The sequence below is a fragment of the Pectobacterium sp. IFB5596 genome (genome assembly GCF_021432585.1).
In the GTDB taxonomy this organism is placed as follows: Bacteria; Pseudomonadota; Gammaproteobacteria; order Enterobacterales; family Enterobacteriaceae; genus Pectobacterium; species Pectobacterium punjabense.
In genome coordinates, this window is sequence record NZ_LXFY01000023.1 from 446,116 (window position 1) to 466,899 (window position 20,784).

At 49.2% G+C, this 20,784-nt stretch carries 25 protein-coding genes and 1 riboswitch; of the genes, 13 read left to right on the plus strand and 12 right to left on the minus strand.

Annotated features, from left to right (window positions below; translation table 11 throughout):
• Positions 1–87: 87 nt before the first annotated feature.
• Entirely contained in the window at positions 88–891 is an 804-nt protein-coding gene (gene thiD / locus A6301_RS15665) for a bifunctional hydroxymethylpyrimidine kinase/phosphomethylpyrimidine kinase (protein ID WP_234258200.1), read from the minus strand.
• A complete protein-coding gene (gene thiM, locus A6301_RS15670) occupies positions 888–1,682 on the minus strand; it encodes a hydroxyethylthiazole kinase (protein ID WP_234258201.1) in 795 nt (264 codons plus the stop codon). Before thiM ends, thiD begins: the two co-directional genes overlap by 4 nt.
• Positions 1,683–1,719: 37 nt before the next feature.
• Positions 1,720–1,816, minus strand: a riboswitch (TPP riboswitch).
• A 147-nt stretch (positions 1,817–1,963) separates the two neighbouring features.
• Between thiM and A6301_RS15675 the strand changes: the two genes are divergently transcribed.
• The 3 genes from A6301_RS15675 (at position 1,964) to adhP (ending at position 5,303) form a co-directional block, all read left to right on the plus strand.
• Complete coding sequence (locus A6301_RS15675) at positions 1,964–2,983, plus strand: NAD(P)-dependent alcohol dehydrogenase (protein WP_234258202.1); 1,020 nt, start codon at positions 1,964–1,966, stop codon at positions 2,981–2,983.
• A gap of 152 nt (positions 2,984–3,135) precedes the next feature.
• Positions 3,136–4,059, plus strand: a complete 924-nt coding sequence (locus A6301_RS15680) for a GGDEF domain-containing protein (protein ID WP_107170480.1) — start codon at positions 3,136–3,138, stop codon at positions 4,057–4,059.
• A 233-nt stretch (positions 4,060–4,292) separates the two neighbouring features.
• Positions 4,293–5,303 carry an alcohol dehydrogenase AdhP gene (gene adhP / locus A6301_RS15685; RefSeq protein ID WP_107170479.1) on the plus strand — a complete coding sequence of 337 codons (1,011 nt, stop codon included), beginning with the start codon at positions 4,293–4,295 and terminating at the stop codon, positions 5,301–5,303.
• Between the two features lie 59 nt (positions 5,304–5,362).
• Here the strand turns inward: adhP and A6301_RS15690 are convergent, their stop codons facing one another.
• From A6301_RS15690 to A6301_RS15700, 3 genes are all read right to left on the minus strand, one after another.
• Positions 5,363–6,181 (minus strand): hypothetical protein, encoded by an 819-nt coding sequence (locus A6301_RS15690; RefSeq protein ID WP_205543139.1) that lies wholly within the window; start codon positions 6,179–6,181, stop codon positions 5,363–5,365.
• A 225-nt stretch (positions 6,182–6,406) separates the two neighbouring features.
• Positions 6,407–7,444, minus strand: a complete 1,038-nt coding sequence (locus tag A6301_RS15695; protein ID WP_234258203.1) for a S9 family peptidase — start codon at positions 7,442–7,444, stop codon at positions 6,407–6,409.
• A gap of 38 nt (positions 7,445–7,482) precedes the next feature.
• Positions 7,483–8,250 (minus strand): sulfite exporter TauE/SafE family protein, encoded by a 768-nt coding sequence (locus A6301_RS15700; protein ID WP_233671805.1) that lies wholly within the window; start codon positions 8,248–8,250, stop codon positions 7,483–7,485.
• A 229-nt stretch (positions 8,251–8,479) separates the two neighbouring features.
• Between A6301_RS15700 and A6301_RS15705 the strand changes: the two genes are divergently transcribed.
• On the plus strand, positions 8,480–9,382 hold the full coding sequence (locus A6301_RS15705) for a LysR family transcriptional regulator (RefSeq protein ID WP_107170477.1): 903 nt from the start codon (positions 8,480–8,482) through the stop codon (positions 9,380–9,382).
• Positions 9,383–9,398: 16 nt separating this feature from the next.
• Here A6301_RS15705 and A6301_RS15710 read toward each other — a convergent pair whose 3' ends face one another.
• A complete protein-coding gene (locus A6301_RS15710; RefSeq protein WP_107170476.1) occupies positions 9,399–10,172 on the minus strand; it encodes a DUF3750 domain-containing protein in 774 nt (257 codons plus the stop codon).
• A gap of 257 nt (positions 10,173–10,429) precedes the next feature.
• Between A6301_RS15710 and A6301_RS15715 the strand changes: the two genes are divergently transcribed.
• The 3 genes from A6301_RS15715 to A6301_RS15725 all read left to right on the plus strand — a co-directional run bounded on the left by A6301_RS15715 (position 10,430) and on the right by A6301_RS15725 (position 12,659).
• Positions 10,430–10,828 carry an ester cyclase gene (locus tag A6301_RS15715; RefSeq protein ID WP_234258204.1) on the plus strand — a complete coding sequence of 133 codons (399 nt, stop codon included), beginning with the start codon at positions 10,430–10,432 and terminating at the stop codon, positions 10,826–10,828.
• A gap of 59 nt (positions 10,829–10,887) precedes the next feature.
• Positions 10,888–11,352, plus strand: coding sequence for a GNAT family N-acetyltransferase (locus A6301_RS15720; protein ID WP_234258205.1), 465 nt, complete (start codon positions 10,888–10,890; stop codon positions 11,350–11,352).
• 176 nt (positions 11,353–11,528) lie between these two features.
• Positions 11,529–12,659, plus strand: a complete 1,131-nt coding sequence (locus tag A6301_RS15725) for a linear amide C-N hydrolase (protein ID WP_205543142.1) — start codon at positions 11,529–11,531, stop codon at positions 12,657–12,659.
• 108 nt (positions 12,660–12,767) lie between these two features.
• Here the strand turns inward: A6301_RS15725 and A6301_RS15730 are convergent, their stop codons facing one another.
• Genes A6301_RS15730 through A6301_RS15745 form a run of 4 tightly spaced genes read right to left on the minus strand, consistent with a single transcriptional unit; the run spans position 12,768 to position 14,657 of the window.
• A complete protein-coding gene (locus tag A6301_RS15730; protein ID WP_234258206.1) occupies positions 12,768–13,076 on the minus strand; it encodes a YciI family protein in 309 nt (102 codons plus the stop codon).
• Between the two features lie 17 nt (positions 13,077–13,093).
• The gene (locus tag A6301_RS15735; protein ID WP_234258207.1) at positions 13,094–13,720 is read right to left on the minus strand and encodes an NAD(P)H-dependent oxidoreductase; all 627 of its coding nucleotides are present in this window, start codon (positions 13,718–13,720) and stop codon (positions 13,094–13,096) included.
• Between the two features lie 35 nt (positions 13,721–13,755).
• Positions 13,756–14,529 carry an alpha/beta fold hydrolase gene (locus A6301_RS15740; protein ID WP_234258208.1) on the minus strand — a complete coding sequence of 258 codons (774 nt, stop codon included), beginning with the start codon at positions 14,527–14,529 and terminating at the stop codon, positions 13,756–13,758.
• Positions 14,511–14,657, minus strand: coding sequence for a hypothetical protein (locus tag A6301_RS15745; RefSeq protein WP_234258209.1), 147 nt, complete (start codon positions 14,655–14,657; stop codon positions 14,511–14,513). Before A6301_RS15745 ends, A6301_RS15740 begins: the two co-directional genes overlap by 19 nt.
• Positions 14,658–14,696: 39 nt before the next feature.
• On the opposite strand from A6301_RS15745, the gene A6301_RS15750 reads away from it, so the two are divergent.
• The 3 genes from A6301_RS15750 to A6301_RS15760 all read left to right on the plus strand — a co-directional run bounded on the left by A6301_RS15750 (position 14,697) and on the right by A6301_RS15760 (position 18,030).
• A complete protein-coding gene (locus A6301_RS15750; RefSeq protein ID WP_234258210.1) occupies positions 14,697–15,725 on the plus strand; it encodes a GlxA family transcriptional regulator in 1,029 nt (342 codons plus the stop codon).
• Between the two features lie 93 nt (positions 15,726–15,818).
• Positions 15,819–17,276 (plus strand): tetratricopeptide repeat protein, encoded by a 1,458-nt coding sequence (locus A6301_RS15755; protein WP_234258211.1) that lies wholly within the window; start codon positions 15,819–15,821, stop codon positions 17,274–17,276.
• Positions 17,277–17,466: 190 nt separating this feature from the next.
• Positions 17,467–18,030, plus strand: a complete 564-nt coding sequence (locus tag A6301_RS15760) for a YcxB family protein (RefSeq protein WP_234258212.1) — start codon at positions 17,467–17,469, stop codon at positions 18,028–18,030.
• Positions 18,031–18,229: 199 nt separating this feature from the next.
• On the opposite strand, the gene A6301_RS15765 is transcribed toward A6301_RS15760, so the two are convergent.
• Positions 18,230–19,084 (minus strand): PA4780 family RIO1-like protein kinase, encoded by an 855-nt coding sequence (locus A6301_RS15765; protein WP_205543145.1) that lies wholly within the window; start codon positions 19,082–19,084, stop codon positions 18,230–18,232.
• A 336-nt stretch (positions 19,085–19,420) separates the two neighbouring features.
• On the opposite strand from A6301_RS15765, the gene A6301_RS22420 reads away from it, so the two are divergent.
• A complete protein-coding gene (locus A6301_RS22420; RefSeq protein ID WP_255764555.1) occupies positions 19,421–19,552 on the plus strand; it encodes a hypothetical protein in 132 nt (43 codons plus the stop codon).
• Between the two features lie 115 nt (positions 19,553–19,667).
• On the opposite strand, the gene A6301_RS15770 is transcribed toward A6301_RS22420, so the two are convergent.
• Positions 19,668–19,913, minus strand: a complete 246-nt coding sequence (locus tag A6301_RS15770; RefSeq protein WP_215484029.1) for a helix-turn-helix transcriptional regulator — start codon at positions 19,911–19,913, stop codon at positions 19,668–19,670.
• A gap of 106 nt (positions 19,914–20,019) precedes the next feature.
• Here A6301_RS15770 and A6301_RS15775 point away from each other — a divergent pair, with 106 nt between their 5' ends.
• The gene (locus tag A6301_RS15775; RefSeq protein WP_215484028.1) at positions 20,020–20,250 is read left to right on the plus strand and encodes a helix-turn-helix domain-containing protein; all 231 of its coding nucleotides are present in this window, start codon (positions 20,020–20,022) and stop codon (positions 20,248–20,250) included.
• A 91-nt stretch (positions 20,251–20,341) separates the two neighbouring features.
• Entirely contained in the window at positions 20,342–20,563 is a 222-nt protein-coding gene (locus A6301_RS15780) for a helix-turn-helix domain-containing protein (protein ID WP_215484027.1), read from the plus strand.
• The last annotated feature ends 221 nt before the right edge of the window (positions 20,564–20,784 follow it).

Below are 20,784 nucleotides of genomic sequence, written 5' to 3' on the forward strand. Positions count from 1 at the left end.
ACGCAAAGTACAAGTCAATTTACTTATACCCGCCATATTTCAGGCGGCAGGAAGTCGGCAGTGTGAAGGATTGAGGGCATATAATATTTACCACCAGCGATGGAAATGATGAACGGGGCCAATTCCGTGCCCAACCTCCAGCGTGTCGGCCTGCTGCAACGCCTGCTGTAAATAGTCCTTAGCTACCTTAACCGTCTCGCCCCAGCTAGCGTAACGTGGCCGCAGCGCCGCCAGCGCGGCAGACAGCGTGCAGCCGGTGCCATGCGTATGACGCGTATTCACACGCGGGGAGCTAAAACGCTGCGGATCGGCCTGTCGGCTGAACAACCAGTCTGGGCTTTCCGCTTCACTGAGGTGCCCGCCTTTCATCAACACCGCCTGACAGCCCATCGCCAGCAGCGCTTCCCCCTGTTCTCGCATTTCCCGCTCGCTGGCGGCAGGCGACGTATTCAGCAGCGCGGCGGCCTCCGGCAGGTTGGGCGTAATCAGGGAAACCAGCGGCAGCAGCTCACGGCGGATCGACTCCACCGCTTCAGACGCGAGCAGCGGATCGCCGCTTTTCGCCAACATCACGGTATCTAACACCACAAAAGGAACCGCGTAATAACGCAGACGCTCGGCAACCGTTTCGACAATATCGGCCTGCGCCAGCATCCCAATCTTGGCGCTGTCGATACGGACATCGCTCAACACGGAATCCAGCTGCGCCGCGACAAAATCCGGTTCAATCCGGTAGACGGACTGTACGCCGCGCGTATTTTGCGCCACCAGCGCGGTAATGACCGACGTGCCATAAGCACCCAAGGCTGAAAACGCTTTTAAATCCGCCTGAATCCCCGCCCCACCGCTCGGATCGGTACCCGCAATCGTCAACGCATTGATACGTTTCATGCCAGATCCTCCGCACGTAGGGTATAGAGCCGATCGAGGAAATGGGGGATAAAACTGCCTGTACCTTGTGATGCCGAAGCTGCCTGCTGCCCCGCTAACGCCATGACATAACACGCTGCCGCCACGTGGGATAAACGGTCACCGTCTAAGGAGCAGAAACCCGCAACCACCGCCGACAGCGCACAGCCTGTACCGACTACGCGTGTCATCATGCTGTCGCCGCCGATTACCGCAATATCGCGTTCACCGTCCGTGACATAATCCACAACGCCGGTCACCGCGACAATCGTCCCCACCTGTCGCGCCAGCTCACGCGCAGCGGGTAGCGCTGCAAGAGAATCATCGGCACTATCCACGCCCCGCCCCTGCGCGGCTACCCCAGAAAGTGCCATGATTTCAGACGCATTGCCGCGTATCGCCGCCGGTTTCCACGTCAGCAATTCCCGGCAAAATTCGGTACGGAAGGTCAAACCGCCTACGGCAACCGGATCGAGCACCCACGGCGTACCCGCCTGATGTGCGCTGCTTACCGCCGCCCGTATCGCCTCAGCGCGCGCGCGTTCCAGCGTTCCGACATTAATCAGTAACGCATCGGCCACCGCGCTGAACTGCGCGGCTTCATCGGGATCGACCACCATCGCAGGCGACACATTCAGCGCCAGCAGCACGTTAGCAGTAAAAGATTGCACCACGTCGTTGGTCAAACAGTGCACCAGCGGTGAAGCAGAACGAAATTGGGTCAGTGATGTTGCTGCCTGAGCGGCAGAAAAGTCGGCGGGTTGTGTATTCATAAGTCTCCCAACCGGCGTGGAAGAAGGCGGCAACCGGTGGGGCATACCGTGACTTCCCTACGCTGGCATTATCCAGATCAGGTGGTACGGGTATTTCTCAGCCTTCACAAAGAAGGGCACCCCGAGTCATTTACTACGCCTCGCAGCATAAGTAAGTGATGCCAGCAAAGCAAGCCCGTCCCGCCCGACACAAAATGAAAAACCACAGGCACGTTGTGACATAGAGAAAAATGCCATAACCCTTTAGACTGGTTAATCAAACCCATACTGAGGAAATTGTGATGACGATGATAAAAAGTTATGCCGCACCGGAAGCAGGCGCAGCGCTGGAGTTGTATGAGTTTGATGCGGGTGAACTGCAAGCGGAAGACGTAGAAGTCGTGGTTGATTACTGTGGCGTGTGCCATTCCGACCTGTCGATGATCGATAACGAATGGGGCATATCGAGCTATCCGCTGGTTGCCGGGCATGAAATCATTGGCCGTGTACACGCGCTGGGTGACGCGGCGAAGAGCAAAGGATTGAAGGTTGGTCAGCGCGTCGGTATTGGCTGGACAGCACGCAGCTGTGGGCACTGCGATGCCTGTATCAGCGGCAGTCAAACCAACTGTCAGCAAGGCAGCGTGCCGACGATTCTGAATAAAGGCGGTTTTGCCAATAAGATTCGCGCGAACTGGCAGTGGGCTATCCCGCTGCCTGATTCCATTGATATCGAATCGGCGGGTCCGTTGCTGTGCGGCGGCATCACCGTCTTCAAACCGCTGTTAATGCACCATATCACCGCGACCAGCCGCGTCGGCGTGATCGGTATCGGCGGCCTGGGTCACATCGCGATTAAGCTCCTGCACGCGATGGGCTGTGAAGTCACCGCGTTCAGTTCTAACCCAGCCAAAGAGCAAGAAGTGCTGGCGATGGGTGCCGATAAGGTCGTCAACAGCCGCGATCCGCAGGCGTTGACCGCACTGGCAGGCCAGTTCGATCTCATCATCAACACGGTGAGCGTCGATCTGGAATGGCAGCCCTACTTCAACGCGCTCGCCTATAACGGGAAGTTCCATACCGTCGGCGCGGTGATGAAGCCATTCAGCGTTCCGGCCTTTACGCTTATCGCGGGTGACCGCAGCGTTTCCGGATCTTCTACCGGTTCACCGCATGAGCTGCGTTCTCTGATGAAGCTCGCCGCGCGCGCCAACGTGAAACCGCAGACGGAACTGTTCCCGATGTCGAAAATCAATGATGCCATCCAGCACGTACGTGACGGCAAAGCCCGCTACCGCGTCGTACTGAAAGCCGATTTTTAATCGGTAAAGACGCCTGAGCGATCGGGCGTCTGCTTTTTACACATTGGTCAGATTAACGTCATTCTCTGGAACACACCGCCGGCACCACGCGACTGAATGTATTCAATAGGTTTCATGATAGGATTGGAAGGTGATGCAAGAGGAGATCCGCAATGCCTTTTAAAGAGTATGACCACGACTTCATTGATAGAAATAAGAAGGCTTCCTCGTCAGTAAGGGTCGCCCTTTTATTGTCTGCGTTAATCATTATATTTAATCTCCTGTTCTTCAAGCACCGCGATTTTCAGGAGCAGTTGCACAATAATCCGGGGTCTTATACCGATTCGATCGCGTTGGTTTTTCTTTTTTTTATCTTATCGTGTACCAGTAAAATCTCACTGAACCATACTTCAGCCTTATCCATCCGGCTCGGGCTACATGTCTGGATATGCTCAGCCACGTTTGACTTCATGGATGAGTTTATCTATCAACCCAAACTAGTTGGGTACTATGTTGAGGATATGCTGAGAATTATTGGTATGTTTGGCGTCGGATTCGGTGTCTATACCCTAATACAGCAAATCAACAATAAGTATGTCGAAGCCAGAATACAGTCATTCAGCGATGAACTCACGCAGCTCCCTAATCGCCGGTTTTTTATTAACGAATTAAAAAAACTCGAAGCGAAAACACCCTATTTATTTATCATCGACATCGATAATTTCAAAGTCATCAATGACAAATATGGGCATACGAAAGGCGATGAAATATTAAGTAAATTCGGCCATATTCTTTCCCGTTTCGATAACAGTGAAGTCGTCGCAACCCGAATTGGTGGCGAAGAATTCGCGATTATTCTTTATGCAGGAACACAGGATCGGGCAGAGAAGCTGGCGAGAGAAGTATTAAAAAATGCCAACAAAATCATTATTAAAAATATGCATTACCTTTCTGTCAGCATTGGGGCAGGTAAAAAACAGCCGCAGGAGCCCACAGAACACTTTATGAAACGCGTAGATGTTGCACTTTATCAAGCCAAAAATACCGGCAAAGGCAAAGTGGAATGGGCTCTGGAGCCGCAAGAAAAAAAACCGTAATCCAACGCAGCCTCATCCGATCACACGGCCGCACGGACGCGCCTCTCTCTAACTCATCATAAAAACTACTGTAAACAACATTCCCGCCATAGAAAACCATCGACTGAATAACTCATCATTTTGTAACAAAATTAAACGCTTCCTGATTAGTTAACTCGCCGACCTGCGTATACTCTTTTATAGGTAGAACCAAATACATTACCTCCACAACACATTCAGTAAAAGGAAGACTAATGAAAGCAGCTATCGTTACGAAGGATCATTCCGTTGAGATTCAGGACAAAAAACTACGTCCCCTCCAACACGGAGAGGCTCTGCTAAAAATGGAATGCTGTGGCGTGTGCCACACCGATTTGCACGTCAAAGACGGTGATTTTGGCGATGTGACTGGCATCACGCTCGGTCATGAAGGTATCGGTATTGTTAAAGAAGTCGGTCCAGGCGTGACATCACTAAAGCCCGGCGATCGCGCTAGCGTAGCCTGGTTCTATCAGGGCTGTGGCCACTGCGAATATTGTAATAGCGGTAACGAAACGCTCTGTCGTACGGTGAAAAATGCAGGTTATTCCGTTGATGGCGGGATGGCGGAAGAATGCATCGTCGTTGCTGATTACGCAGTCAAAGTGCCGGATGGTCTGGATTCTGCCGCAGCCAGCAGCATTACCTGCGCTGGCGTGACAACATATAAAGCGGTGAAAATCTCGCAAATTAAACCAGGACAGTGGATTGCCATTTATGGTCTGGGCGGGTTGGGCAATTTGGCGCTGCAATACGCCAAAAATGTCTTTAATGCCAAAGTCATCGCGATTGATGTGAACGACGCACAGTTGGCCTTTGCCAAAGAGGTCGGTGCAGACCTGGTCATCAATCCAGCCAAAGAAGATGCCGCCAAGATCATTCAGGAAAAAGTGGGCGGCGCACATGCGACCGTAGTCACCGCTGTTGCACGCGCAGCGTTTAACTCTGCCGTGGATTCTGTTCGTGCGGGCGGACGCATTGTTGCCGTCGGCCTACCGCCGGAGTCCATGGATCTGAATATTCCGCGTCTGGTGTTGGATGGCATTCAAGTGTTGGGTTCGCTGGTCGGCACGCGTGAAGATCTGAAGGAAGCGTTCCAATTTGCGGCCGAAGGAAAAGTAAAACCGAAAGTCACCCGCCGTCCGCTAAACGATATCAACGCTATTTTCGCTGAAATGAAAGGCGGGAAAATCACCGGCCGTATGGTGATCGATCTGTCAATGTAAGCGATAGTTAGCAAACAGGTATAAACGGGATAGCGCTATCCCGTTTATTTATTCATCTCTTAGCTAAGCGCTTGGGTATTACCGGGGCAAACAAGCTGCTTGCTTTTAATATGGTAAACCTCGACGTCAGGGCGTGTGAAAAAGGCAATTTCCCACGGGTTCTTGGTGACGAATTCATGGCGTACTTTTTCATAGAGCGGATTATCGCGCGCGATAATAAACGCTTCCCCTTCGATAAGGGTGTAGTTCCACTCAATGGCTCGCTCAAAGGTATAATGGCTGCGCTCATCCATCGCAAAAAAGCAGTGCGGATTACGTTTGAGCAACTGGGATTTAAAGGTCTCAGGGAACGTAATCAGGAAGATATCGTTATCCACGGATGAGAGGAACGCTAACACCGTAGTATGCGGCTGTTCGGCAGCCATGGTGATTAAGACACCGACCTTGTTGGAAAAATCCTGCTTTTCCGTCGGCGGAAAATCGACCATCGGCGTCAGGGGCACTGGCATGGACGGGCGATCGTCTTGTGGAAACTGATAGCCCGGCTCGCGGATGTCCAGCACAGGCGTGAAACCATGCAGGAGCTGACATTCTCTCGGTTCCAGTACCACCCAATCACCTTCGCTTGCTATCACGCGCCCTTTGTAAGAAGCGCGATAGACCTGAATATTGGCATCAAACTCATCGACCCCAGAGCGGTTATCAAGGTGAATGGTTGCCAGATCGCCAACGACAAACTCATGTCCGTGCGGGAAAAAAACGCGCAGGCTGTTATCCGCATTGGGATAAACGCCGCAAATATGGATGACCATGCCATCCTGCTTATAACCCGCCAGAACACCGAGAGTTTGCTTTCCGAGATAGCTCACGAGACTCATACATCACGCCTTATTCAGATTGGGGTTCAGAGAGGACGCCGACCCAGCTTCACTCGGGCCGCTCCAGCAACGGTCAGGGATTATTTGAAAAATCACTCCGCCTGACCGCAAGACTTCCTACCTATCAACGGAGAAAGTGCTGAAAACTTTAGGCTTAATGTCTATCTATTTAAAGGAATAAGTACACGTCGGGACATTACCCCCTCACTCAGGCAAGTGAGGAACTCATAATGTGTTAGTGCGAACCTCAGTAGTTATCCACTCGGTCATCTGCTTAATGGCGCCGGGTGCATAAGCCTTCCTGCCTAGAATCATGAAAGCCCCCCTTTTCCACTGCGGCCATTCCGTCGCGAGTTGGTAGTTGAACAACGGTGAACGCAGTAATCCATGCGTCGCTTCCGGCACCACGACGACTTGCTGATGAAGGCGGGCGGTCAGGAGTTGCTGATATTTCGCCGCATTCTTCTGCGGATCGACATTGAGATCGTCGCTCCCCCATAGCGCTAACACCGGGCCTGGCATTGCGCTAACGCTTTTCGTGGCATCAGCCAGATAGCTACGAGCAATGAAGGCAAACCGACGAGGCTCGATATCCGGCCGTTGGGTAGGGTAGGCAAGTTCAGGCTGGCCGAAAACAGCATCATTGGCTTTTAACTCGGCGCTGACCTGACGTTCAATCTCCGCTCCCGCCAATCCAGCATGCGCCAGCTTCTGGCGAGTATAATAGGCACCCTGTTCTCTCCAGTTGAGCGCCCCGCCAACAATCACGGAGAACGCGGGCTGAAACTGGCCAGCGGCGGATGGAATGACCCAGCCAGCCTGAGAAAACCCAAGAAACCCGATCTTGCGCCGATCCATTTCAGGCAGCGATCTGACTGCATTCAGTGCAGCACCCGCTTCATCAATACGATCCTGCATGGATTGATTCAGCCAATCACCTGAGCTTTCCCCAACGCCGGGTTTATCCCAGGTAAAAACGCCAATCCCAGCGTCAATAAACTGGTTAATTAAAGGAAGATAGCCAGACTCGGAGAACCGATCTTGCGCCCCATCACCATGAACAATCAGCACAATGGGCGGAGACGCAATGCCTTTCGGCACAATCAAAGAACCAACCAGATCATCCTGCCCCGACGCAAAGTGGTGCGTCGACACAGTGGCGTTATCCAACTCAAAGTCAGATAGCCCTGAAAGCGTAAACAGCGCGGCTATAACGACAATCGACAACACACCAAGCCACACTTTCCCTTTTTTCATCTGCATGGTTCTCATTTCGCTGCACAAACGCGTTAATTTAGCGGTTATTTCAGCACCAGCATAGCGATTCCCACGCCGACCAGCATCAGGCAAAACGCGCCACGTAGATAAGCGACCGGCAGCTTGTGAGCAACCGCTACCCCCCAGGACACGCTGACAATTCCTCCCAACGCCAGTGGTAAACCGATACTCCAGTCAACATTACCCGCCTGCGAATAGGATAGCAGCGCCGCCAGTGCGCCCGGCACAACAAGAATCAGGGCCATCCCCTGCGCCTGTGTTTGTGCAAAGGCAAACAGCGTAACCAGCACTGGCACCACCACCAAACCGCCGCCGACGGTAAAAATACCGGACATAAACCCGCTCGCTACACCAAGTAGCGGCAGATACTTGGTCGACAGTACAATCTCCGACGTTTGGCTGCGCTTTTTGTTATACCACTGCCACATATAGTACGCCGCCAGCACCAGCAGAAAAGTGGCAAAGGCGCGTTGAAGGTTGTGAACATCAATCGATGAGGCGATATGAGCGGCAAGGTAGGCAGACCCCGTGGCGAATAGACACATAGTCAACGCCAGCCGCGTATCAATGCGGTTACGCTGTCGATAGCGTAGAAAACCAATTAGTACGTTAGGTGTTATCATCACCAGCGCGGTTCCCTGTGCCATATGCTGATCCATCCCAAAGAGCACTCCAAGAATCGGAATCGCGATAAGCCCCCCGCCGATCCCCAGCATTCCTCCGCAAAACCCCAGTCCGATCCCCAAAAGCAAACACAACAAAATATCGCTGAACATCATTAAGCTAAACATAACCTAACCAGATAACCCATAAGGTAAAAATAGAGAGAGAACAACACCATCCTAGGTGCAGAGCCGCGTTTTGATAATCACTGAATCGTCAATGACCCTTTCCTGTCAGGAAAACCGTCAACTGTGTTAACGTACAGCGTGACATAAGACATGTGACGACATGCTGCGCGGAATCAAACTGCCAGCTATTGTGCGGTTTTCCAGCCATGCTGAGGACTCTCGATAAACCATGATTAATCCGGCGCATTTTGACCTTCAGTCACTTCGTATCTTTTTGCAGGTTGCCCAAACGGGTAGCCTGACCAAAGCCGCAGAAAAATTTCACATCACGCTTTCGGCCTTGAGTAAACGTATCGCTGAACTGGAGCGCACCGTGGACTGTGCGCTGTTTATCCGTATGCCGCGCGGCCTGACGCTCACCCCGGCCGGTAAAGAACTGGTTACTCTCGCAGGCAATGTATTAAGCAACGTGGAACGCATGGCGAGTGAGATGAACGATTACGCCGCTGGCGTTCGCGGCCACGTACATATGTGGGCGAATACTTCGGCGATTATTCAGTTTCTTCCGCAGGATCTGGCGTCATTTCTTCTGACGCGACCACTCATTCGTATTAACCTGGAGGAAAAGCTCAGTAAAACGGTGGTAACGGCGCTGGCGATGGGGGACGCTGATATTGGCATCTTCGCCGACAATGTGGGGTCGCAAGGCGTCGAAAAGATCCCTTATCGCCAGGATAAGCTGGTCGTACTCGTTCCGCCTCTGCACCCGCTTTCCTCATACCCAGAGGTGAGCTTTAACGACACATTGGGCTACGACTACGTTGGTCTCAATAACGGCAGCTCTTTGCTCAAACAACTGAAAGACGCCTCGGATATACTGGGAAGAGTTCTGCGCCTGCGAGTTCAGGTCAGCAGCTTTGATGGGATTTGCCGCATGATAGAAGCAGGGCTGGGGATCAGCGTCTTGCCAGAGGGCGCGATTCGCCCTGAAGTGCTCGGCACCGGGTTACGCGCCATCACGCTCACCGATGAATGGGCATCACGCCAGCTTTGGCTCGGCGTAAAATCCGGCGCCATTCTGCAACCCGAAGTGGCTAACTTACTCGCTCATCTGCGGCAATACGGAGCGTAAAGGTAAAATGTGGCTCTCAGCCTTCTTCGCTACCCGTTTTGTCATAGCCGAGACGGCCAATAAAGGGTAAACGCAGCGCGGGCGGGTTGATATCCACGCCCATATTCAGTCCCAGAATATTGGCTTCGATCCCCTCTTCAACGCCCATGGTGATACCCATGACACCCAGCAGTGAAATCTGCACACCGCTCCCCGACGGTGACCGGCCAACGGGACGCGTGATTGGGCGGTAATCTTTACCAATCGCATTGGCAGGCATATCCAGCTTGAGCGCAGGCACCTCACGGCCGATGTGCGCCAGAAACGTATTGCTATTTGGCCCTGGCCACGCATGATAGGTATTCGGCCACGGATAGCTTTTGATGGCGGCTTCAATCTGCGGGATCATCGCTTCCGCCTTGTTACCTCGATGATCCACCAACAGTTTCGGTTTCGCGCCATACCAATACGCATCGGCTGCCGAACGGTTCAGATGGATGACGTTATCACTCCCCCAACTCAAAATTTCGTAACGGCGATATTGGGTTTCCCCTGCTTTCTTGAAAATGATCCACGGATGCACCGCCACCAGCCCGCGCCAGCCATAAGTCGGCGCCGCATACACCTGTACAACGGCAGTCTGGCGGAATTGCACCGGATTCGGCGCTAACCCGGAGGAATCACGTTTAGCAGACCACCAACTTTGTCCACTAAACGTCTCGCCGTTACGCGTTGATTGCGCCCAACTTTGCCAAAAAGACAGTAACAGCACACAAATAAACCCAATCCCCAAGAATTTGAGGTACGTCATAGGCCAAATAGCTCGCAGAAAAGGAGTGGAACAGAATCGATACGCCTGCGGGCGAGTACCCACAGTGAAAATCGGTCAAAAAATCACGGCAACCAGTTTACTGCCAGTTGGCAGTCAGATTAAAGCATTGGATAAAACCTTGACCTATTTTTACGCTGTGCGGATGCAGGCAGGTAAAATTCTTCCTTTTATCTGATCCTCATGTCACATTCTATGTGCGAAATACACCACGCTAAAAAATGCCAAGGAACAACAATATGAGCGATAACTCGTCTCTGGCGGCCGCGTTCTATCAGGCCTTCAATACCAATGACAGCGCGGCTTTCGACCGCCTACTTGCGACCAATTGGGTCAATCACCCTGCTGACCCCGGTCAACCGAACACACCCGCGGGATTCAAACGCGCGGTGGCGCAAACGCATGCGGCTTTTGAAGGCTTCCATATTGATATCGAAGCGGTCGTTGTCGAGAACGATCTCATCGTTTGCCGAATTGCCATGAGTGGCCGACATATCGGTGATTTCGATTGCTGGAAAGCGTCTGGTCGACAGGTACGTTTTTCGGGTATGGATATGCACCGTATTGAAGGAGGACGCATCAGCGAAACCTGGCACTTTGAAAACTTCGATGGATTAAAAACAGAAGAAACCGCCTGATTGGCTGCACTCGAATTCCCCGATTGCCCGAGTGAAATCACGCTTACTCGGGGCACGTCATGCAACAAAAACAAGTGAATGTAAAAATGATTTGCACAGAAGATTACAGGAAAAACGAAAAAGAGGCCGGTAAGGCGCTGGATGCGTATACGGAAAATAAGCTAGGGGATAATTTCTGCTTTAAAGAAAAGAAGGTCAGCTTTATTTATAAAGAAGACGATAACGTTGTTGGCCGGATCGTTGGGTCCATCTTTTTCAATTATCTCCAAATAGAAATGGTTGTCGTGGACGATCGTTACCACGGAAAAGGCATAGGCGGGCAGCTGCTGGCTGCGGCAGAAAAAACGGCCTTAGAAGAAGGCTGTCTCTTCGTCTATTTGGAATCAATGAGCTTCAACGCTCCCGGTTTTTATGAGAAGAAAGGATATAAAATTATTGAAAAAGTTGAAAATTCGCCCTTACCTGGAGAGTCACATTACTTCTTTATCAAGCATCTAAAAAATCCACCGCACACAGCAGCATGATATTGTGTAAAAAAAACAACCATGGAGATAATATATTTACACGATGCAATTATTAAACAACCAACAAACATCTTTCAGTTTATTTTAATTATTTATCACTATTAAAAAACCACTGACTATAATAAATCTGCAAATTCAATTAACAACACACCTCTGGTAGAAAGTGGAGAAATTAAATGATTAAAAATAATAAGCGTATTAAGTCTACGGTATGTGCATTATCATTAGCCGCATTAACATTGGGCTCCGCAGTTTCACTCGCCTGTACGCGCTTTGTTTATCTGGACCCACAAAATCCTGATTACCCTATTACCGCCCGCTCAATGGACTGGGCCGAGGATACCCATACTAATCTCTGGATTTTCCCTCGAGAATTAAACCGCTCTGGCGCCGCTGGTCAGTATTCTCTGGAGTGGACATCAAAATACGGCAGTGTTATTGCCTCTGCTTTTGATGGCGACGAGAAAATGGCTTCCACAACCGATGGTTTGAATGAGAAAGGGCTGGCGGCTAACGTGCTTTGGCTAGCGGAGTCTGAATACCCTAAAACCAAACCGACAGCGAAAAAACCGGGATTAAGCGTCGCCGCGTGGGCCCAGTACGTGTTGGATAATTTTGCTACCGTCGATGAAGCAGTGAAATCGCTACAACAGGAAAAATTTATACTGGTTACCAAAGATGTACCAGGGCAGAACCGGAAGGCAACACTGCACCTTTCGTTATCAGATTCCTCTGGCGACAGTGCGATTATTGAATATATCGACGGCAAACAGGTTATTCACCATAATAAGAGCTATCAGGTAATGACCAACTCCCCCACGTTCGATCAGCAATTAGCGCTTAATGCCTATTGGGATCAGATCGGTGGTAATGTGATGCTACCAGGAACGAACCGCGCTGCCGACCGTTTCGTTCGAGCCTCATTCTATGTGGAAAGTTCTACCCCCAATAAACTCATTCCTGGGATAGCAGAGAAAAATAAAATAGAAAAAGACAAAGCGGACTTAGCCACTGCATTCAGTATCATACGTAATGTGTCGGTTCCTTATGGCTATTCCTTACCGAACATGCCGAATATTGCCTCAACGCGCTGGCGTACCGTTATCGACCATACATCACTGCAATACTTCTTTGAATCTGCTGTTTCTCCCAATATCTTTTGGGTTGATTTGAAGAAGATCGATTTTGCTCCGCGAGGAAATAACGCCAGCAAGTTAGATTTAGGGCCAAACCAAAGTATAATTTACTCTGGTCAAGCCTCAGGACATTTTAAACAGGCTACGCCATTTAAATTTGCAGGACTATAAATAGGAAAATTATTTCCCGAAATTATATTTATTATACTCTAATATTAGAGCGCCATGGGAACATGGCGCTTTTGCTCATGATAATAATTAAGGATATCTACAGGCTACTTATAACAACTTCGCATCTCCTGCCCATTCAGCATAGAAATGGTTCGAACAGATCCCCGGCTCAATTGCCTTTATTTCTGTTTTGACTAATCCCAAATTGACAAATGGATCATCGGAAAGATGATCTTCTATATCAGAAAGTGCTAGCCCGTAGGCTAAAATAAACCCGCCGGAGCCATCTTCCAGTGGGCCGGCAAAAATAACATTTCCCTTTTTAATGTTATCAGCCAGCCATTTTTTGTGCGCATCAATACTCTTTTCAAGTTCATTTTTCGGGCTGGTGTAAGAAAGCGTAATAGCATAGAGCATGATTGCTACCTCAATAATTATTGAACGGCCATAGATGTAATAATGGAATGAATAGAGGATTTCGCATTGTGAATTTCACGATTCTTGATTTCATCCCCTTTTGAAGCACCTTCCACACGGACAAAATGAATACCGCTAATACCAAGAAACTGGAAAAAACCCTGAAGATAGCGCTCCTGAAAATCCATATCTAAAAAAGGCGGTGTGGTATAGAAACCACCACGGGAAGAAACCACAATAACCGTTCTTCCCCCAGATAAACCTACCGGACCTTTTTCCGTGTATTTAAAGGTTTTTCCAGCTTGTGCGAGCCGATCCAGCCATGATTTCAACTGGCTGGAGACGGAAAAGTTATACATCGGTGCCCCGATGACAATCACGTCATTCTCCAGAAATTCCGCGACCAATGCATCAGACAAGTGGTGTTCACGCAGCGTGGCGTCATCTACCGAAGAGGACGCTATTTCGCGAAACCCTGCGGCAATCGGTCCCGTTAAGTGGCGTATTTCATCCTTAACCACATCCCTGTAAGAGACGGCGGCATCGGGATGTTGTTTGACTAACTCATTCACCACGTCAGCAGAAATCTGTCGGGAAACGGAACCGCTCTCAAGAATACTGGAGTCTATATGTAAAATGTTCACAATGGCCTCTCCTACATTTGAGTTTCAAAGCTCACTTAGTTAACTGCTTTAGCCGCGCTATCAATAAAATCCGCAACAGCTTCCGGATGTGACACCAGAGACATATGGCTGGAGGCAATAGAACGCGTCTTTGCACCGATATGGCTCGCGATTTCTTTCTGAATAGATGGATTTAATGCCTTGTCATTCTCCGTCAGCAAATACCAAGTCGGTTTAGCTTCCCACGCCGCTTTCTGGACACGATCGCCAAACGCTTTTGCCGCAATCGGCTGCTGCACCGCAGCCAACTCCTGCGCTTTTTCTAGCGGCACATCGCCCGCCATGACTGCACGATACTGCTCGGGATTATCCAGCCAAATTAACCCGCTGGCATCGGGTGCCATGCCGTCCATCGGCGCCTTCAGGCGCTGCAATAAATCAGAAACAGATTCCCCGCTGTCTGGGACCAGGGCTGATAAATAGACGATGCCGCGAACCTTGGGATCATTGCCGGCCTGCGTCACAACAGCCCCCGCCCATGAATGCCCGACCAGCAGCACATCACCCTGCTGCCTTTGCAGCACGCGATCCGTCGCTTCAACGTCATCCGCTAAAGAGGTGAGCGGGTTTTGCACCGCAGTTACGTGGTATCCCATTTCCTGTAGTCGGGTCGTGACGGCAGACCAACTGGAACCATCGGCAAAGGCACCGTGGACTAAAACGATATTGTTAATTTTTGCTGCCTCCGCAACGTTGTGAACGCTGGCAGACAGCACCAGACCTAATGCGATAGCCAGGTGCCCAAGCCATTTCATACGATAATGCGCCATACGTTCTCCTTAAACGGGTTGATACCATCGCCAGTTCCCCGACGCGACACATCGCTTCTGGGGGCGAATGGTTGAATTTTAATCGCGGTTGGCGCTTGCAGTAAGATGGCAAACTTGACATAGTTCATGCAAAACTCGCCAAATATTGTCGGACAGGAAACGTCACTATGCACATCTCTATTCTGGCGCTGCCGGGCAGTATGCAGTCGGCCATCTCCGGGCTTTCCGATATCTTCTGGATGGTCAATCAGGCACTGATTACACCGCCTGAGAGCGCTTCTTCCTCCGCCCCTCCGCTCTCTTTTGAAACGTCCATCATCAGTGCAGACGGCAAGCCAGTACGTGATGCCCAAGGCAGGCTCATTCACGTAGACAGCTCGTTTGATACGGTGGGTAAAGCAGATGTCGTGCTGGCAACCGGAATGATGCTCGGACCGGATAAATTACCGCTAGCGGCATCATCCGTTCATGAGTCCGCCATTTGGCTCAGGGAGCAATACCAGCAGGGCTCGCTGATAGGCGGTGCCTGTGCGGGTGGGTTTATTCTGGCCGAAGCAGGGCTATTGGATGGTCGCTTCTGCACCACAACATGGTGGCTCTACCACACCTTTAAGCAGAAATACCCGAAGGCAAAACCGGTGTGGGGCAAAGCGCTGGAAGAACAAGATGGCATCATTACCACCGGCGGACCATTATCCTGGGTGGAACTTGCCCTGCATATTATTCGCCGCAGTGGTGGGCCTAAGATCGCAAAATTAGCGGCAGATATGGCGGTAGCAGACAGCCAGCCGCTCTCGCAGCGTATTTATGCGCCGCAGGGGTTTATTAATACCGTACACCCCCTACTGCTGCGTGCTGAACAGCTCATTCGTTACGAAAATCCAGCCATCACCGCAGAAGCGTTAGCCAGCGCTCTGAATTTCAGTGACCGAACGCTGCACCGCAAGCTCAAAGAACTCACGGCGGAAAGCCCGAAGAACTTTATTACCCGCGTCAGGATCGAAATGGCCTGTCTGCTGCTTGAAAACCCAATGACCAATATCAAGCAGGTTGCCGCCGAATGCGGTTACAGTGAAGATACCGCTTTCAGACGCGCCTTTTCCCAGCAGATGGAGATGACGCCGACCCAGTTCAGAAAATGGGCGTTGTTGAGAAATAATAAACCGGGTGCGTTAGATAATGACGGTGGTGATTGAGTCGATGGTTCTAGAAGACACGACCAACGGCAAACCATCACCTTGGCCGACATCTTTGCTATACATTGCTATTCACTCAGGGAATGAAAATCGATGATAAGGAAAACAATAATTGCCACGCTGCTCAGCCTGTCGGCGGTATCCATCAGCCCAGCCAATGACAAAATAGAGGCGATCTACGGACGCCTGACGCAGCAGGATACTCATGCATTAACCGCGCTGACAGCATTAGCGAAAGACCGCGACTCGCAGGCATTAAGCACGCTAGGGTTCATCTATGAGTACGGCATAATAGTCCCGCAAGATACTACGCAAGCGCGCCAGTATTACCAGCAGGCCTGCGAAATAGACGGCAATGTTGGCTGCTACAACGTCTGGTATTTTTATCAATATGGCAAAGGTGTGGCGCAGGATAAAGAACGCGCCAGACAGTTCGCAGAAAAAATGAATCGTGCCGATCTCAAAACACCGCCTGATGTAATAGAGATAATCATCGATTATCTCTATAGCGCAAAAGCCAATGCCGATAGCGACATATCACAGCGTTCTACGTTAATTTACACCGCCAAAAGATACCTCACCAATGGTGATGAAGAGACACAACGTTTCTTTACCCGTATCGGCTTTAGCAAACGGGATGTGCTACGGCTAGCAATATTCTGGGCAAAAGATGGCGATCCAGAAATAAATTTCCTGGTCGGTCATTTGTATAATTTTGGCTATGCCGGTATTAAAAATGAGAATATTGAAGCCCTTAAATGGTTCCGCGTCGCAGCCGAAGGCGGCCATCCAGAGGCACAAAATATTCTTGGGTCGGTATACGAAAAAGGACGCTGGGGTATTCATGCAGACGGATCAGAAGCTGAAAAATGGTACGATCGGGCGGCAAAACAAGGCAATGACAACGCCCTGATGAATCTCGGAAAAATGTATTACGATGGCGTACTCATCAAGGCCGATTACCGTAAGGCCTATGCATTATTAGAACAGGCCTATAAAAATGACGTAACAGGTGCAAGCAAATATTTGTCCCAGATGTATTACAGCGGACAGTACGTTGATGTGGATTGTCATCAAGCCCAGAAGTATAAAGGGCGTGCAGATAACGATTATTTTCGCCAATGTGAAAAAGATAAGCGTGAGAGAAACGCGACACGCGACGTATTACCGGACTTAACGTTAAAACATGAATCGAGCCCATTCGGTGGAGATAATAATCCCTATAAATGCGAACTTAATTTCTCTATCAATACGAATAAACTCGGTGAAGTCGCCAATTTTCGCGCCACGTTACGACTCAAAAACAGCGAAGGCACTTCGGCCGAACAGGCGCTCGCTTTCCCACCTTTTGGATTGAGTAGTTTTGATGCCGGAATGATTGGAGAAAAATTCATTTTTTCCCAAGCATCTGCTCTGCTCCCACAGTACAAACCCGATTTTTGCCAGTTCAGCGATCTGGAATATCAGGTCACCTCCGCCACCGCCACGATTAACGGAAAGGAAGTGGATATGCTTAAAGCAGGAATATTGAAGCAACAGGAAAAGCGTTAACCCTCACGATTAGTGCCTGATTCTCCATGCTGTGGCCCTGTTTTTCGGGCTATTTAGCCTTTCCAACATATTCACTCGCGTGACTAAAACGCGAACTCATGCACAGGGAAGCAATTAGGTAGAAAAATCCTCTACAGAGAGTCCATGATGTGAATATAATGTTGTATGGATAACAGAGATCGCAAAGAAAATGGAAACAGGGAATAAAGAATTCATTTTTCATCAGTCATTAACACAAAACGACTATGAAAAAAGCATTAAACTGATGTCCAACTGGGCTGAAAAGAAAAAGAGCTATAAACACAGGGTAACCCACTCCCTATTACTGCTTTCATTCGTTTTATTTCTCTTATCGCTCTTCATATTGCTGGCGATTATTTTCCTATCTAATGAACGTGAAGCCCATCCAATTATAAAATTATTTTCTTATTTTACCGCTTCGCTAACCGTACTTTCCATTTTACTTTCATTAGCGATCGTGAAAATAAAAAATCATCCTTCCGATGCTTTTCCAATCAGGGTGAAAATAATAATAAACAACGATGGAATTTACGGGGAGACAGAAAACTCAAGCAGCAGCTATACATGGCACGCTATTTCTCACATCAATAAAACTGATGACTTTTTATTTTTAATCGCTAATCATCTGACGGTGCTCCCTATTTCGCTCAGCAATTTTTATGATGAACAAGAGGTTGAATCGCTCACTCTTTTTATTGAAGAAAGAATGGGTAACCCAAAAGGCGCGTCATAGCGGAACTTTTCGCATGATTCTGCCATACGGCAGAATCTCTATTGCACTTTAGAAGAGCGGGGGTGAGGTTCAGGCTTAGCCAGCCCCGCCTCTCGTATACCTGGGGATGAACGGCAAACTGGCGTCATGTGACTATCATGAACTCCGTCTCCACTATCCCCCCTGAAAATTCTATCGACGACTTATGTCGTTCCGACAATTATTCATCATCGCGTTCTTTTCTTGCCCGCTGACGTTCGTAGAACTCATCTTCAGCTGCAATGATTTCATCAATCAGTGAACCCATATCCACTTCATGCGCCGCTTCGACGAAGAGACCGGTTAGCACTGTTTCTGGGGTTAATTTTCCGTCTTCATATAACATCCAGATTTCTTGCGCATACCGTGTTTGCAATAATTGTGGCGCAAACTGGCCGTAGTAAGCAGTAATGTTATTAACATCACGTGTAAACATGGATTCAGCATGGTTGTTGGCGGCGGCGTCCACAGCCTGTGGCAAGTCGATAATTACCGGTCCTTGCGCGTCAAGCAGTACGTTAAATTCCGATAAATCACCATGTACGATGCCTGCACACAACATGCGCACAATATTGCGGATCATCGTATTAAAATCAGCAACGGCACTCTCTTCCGTTAGAATCACATCGCTAAGGCGTGGAGCAACAGCGCCTTCAACATCTGTGACCAACTCCATCAATAACACACCGTCAATGCAAATATAGGGTTGTGGTACACGAACGCCGGCATTAGCAAGACGAAACAATGCTTCGACCTCCGCGGTTTGCCAGGATTCTTCTTGTTGCTTGCGTCCGAATTTTGAGTTTTTTTGCATTGCACGGGCGTTACGCGTATTACGGACTTTGCGCCCTTCCTGATACTGCACAGCCTGTTTAAAGCTACGCTGCATTGCTTCTTTGTAAACTTTGGCACACTGGATTTTGTCACCACATAAAACAGTGTAAACGTCCGCTTCCTTGCCGCTTTTCAAGCGTTGGAGCACATTGTCTATCAGGCCATCATCGACCAGCGGTTGTAGTCTGTTTGGGATTTTCATGCGGCTTTATGCCCTATTTCAGCCGCTTTTCGTATCAATAATAAAGACGGCGATACTGGAAAAAATGGCAGAGTCTGAAGAAAGATTTTAATTCTACCAATAATCACCAGATTTTGCTGACCTGCTGAGATCATCTTCTTGCTTAATTCAGCCGTCCACATACCTCTGAAAAATCATCCCGCCAACACCATATCGACAAAAGGTGATGGTTTTTAGTTTGTCGCGGATTGAATAGTGGTAGCGAAACGAGGTGATTTTATCAGTATCTTGGTAAACCGAACCATTCACTTTTAGAGATATTCCGACATACTGATTATGTCCCCCGAGGAGATCGCTATGCGTAAGGCTCGATTTGCCAAGCATCAGATCATCGCGGTGTTGAAGGTCGTGGCAACGTGGGATGCTGCTTGCAGCAGCTATAAAGCATCAATAATTTACTGCGCCAGCTTTCCCGTATCAAGCGGCTAACGCGCTGCGCTTGTTGGCTCCTTAACGGATTTCCATTCCATCAAAATCCGTTAAGGAGAGCCGAAATCCGCTTACTCATAATGCAAGGTTTTGTAAGTTGACGAGGAGCTGGTTTTCACTTTGTCTTCCTTTCTACGCCCTGCAAGCACTCGGTGTTTTGGTAACGCGATGGCCAAATCTCTTCCGGCCTCTTCCCCATCGCTTCGGCAATCAGCCGTTCGCCTTTCGGCCAGTGTCTGGTAAGCGCATTCGCCAGCGTGGATGACGCCAGCCCCGCCGCTCTGGAAACTGCCGCTAGCGTCGTCCCTTTCTTCCGTAATCCCGCGATGATATCCGCCGGATGCCAGTCAGTGTGATTCATTCCACTGCCCCTTTTGTTGACTATAAGTCACAACTATAGCACAAAATCTAACGAATGTGACTAATAGTCCGTGGACTGATAAGCATCAAAATTCAATGCTAGTCACATGAAAACATCAGATTCAGTGAAAGTCCTGCTAGGACAACGTGTAAAGACACTCAGATTGGAGGCAGGCCTGTCTCAGGAAGCCTTTGCGGAAAAGTGCGGGCTGGATCGTACCTATATCAGCGGTATCGAGCGCGGCATCAGAAATCCCACTCTGGAAATTATCCACATCATCGCTAACGGATTACACACCAATCTAACCACGCTGTTTGCATTTCACGATCCAGCCTGACGTTCCAACCTTACCAATTAAATCGACAAAATCTCTCATATGTGACTCATAGTCCGTGGTCGGATAAGCAACGAGAGATAATGCTTATCACATGGAAAATGCAAAAAATATCACCGTCCGTTTTGGACAACGCATAAAAACACTTCGCTTACAAGCTGGACTCTCCCAAGAGGCTTTCGCCGATAAGTGCGGTTTGGATCGCACCTATATTAGTGGGATTGAGCGTGGCGTGAGAAATCCGACGCTGGAAGTGATTGGGGTTATTGCTGATGGGTTGGGGATAAAATTGAAAAACTTATTTAATGATTGCTAATGATTAAAGAAGATAATATTTTTATTAGTATAAGAAATAAGGATTTTTTGGTTACTATCACTCCCTGATAAAAAATATTTTTAAAAAATCGCCATCCCAGATAGAGAAGGCATTAGAATATAAACATTTTTTAATTTCATTAAATTATAGATAACTTAAAAAATCATCAAATAATAATGACTCTTATGAAGGAAATTATCTCTTCCGAATTTATTGTTTAT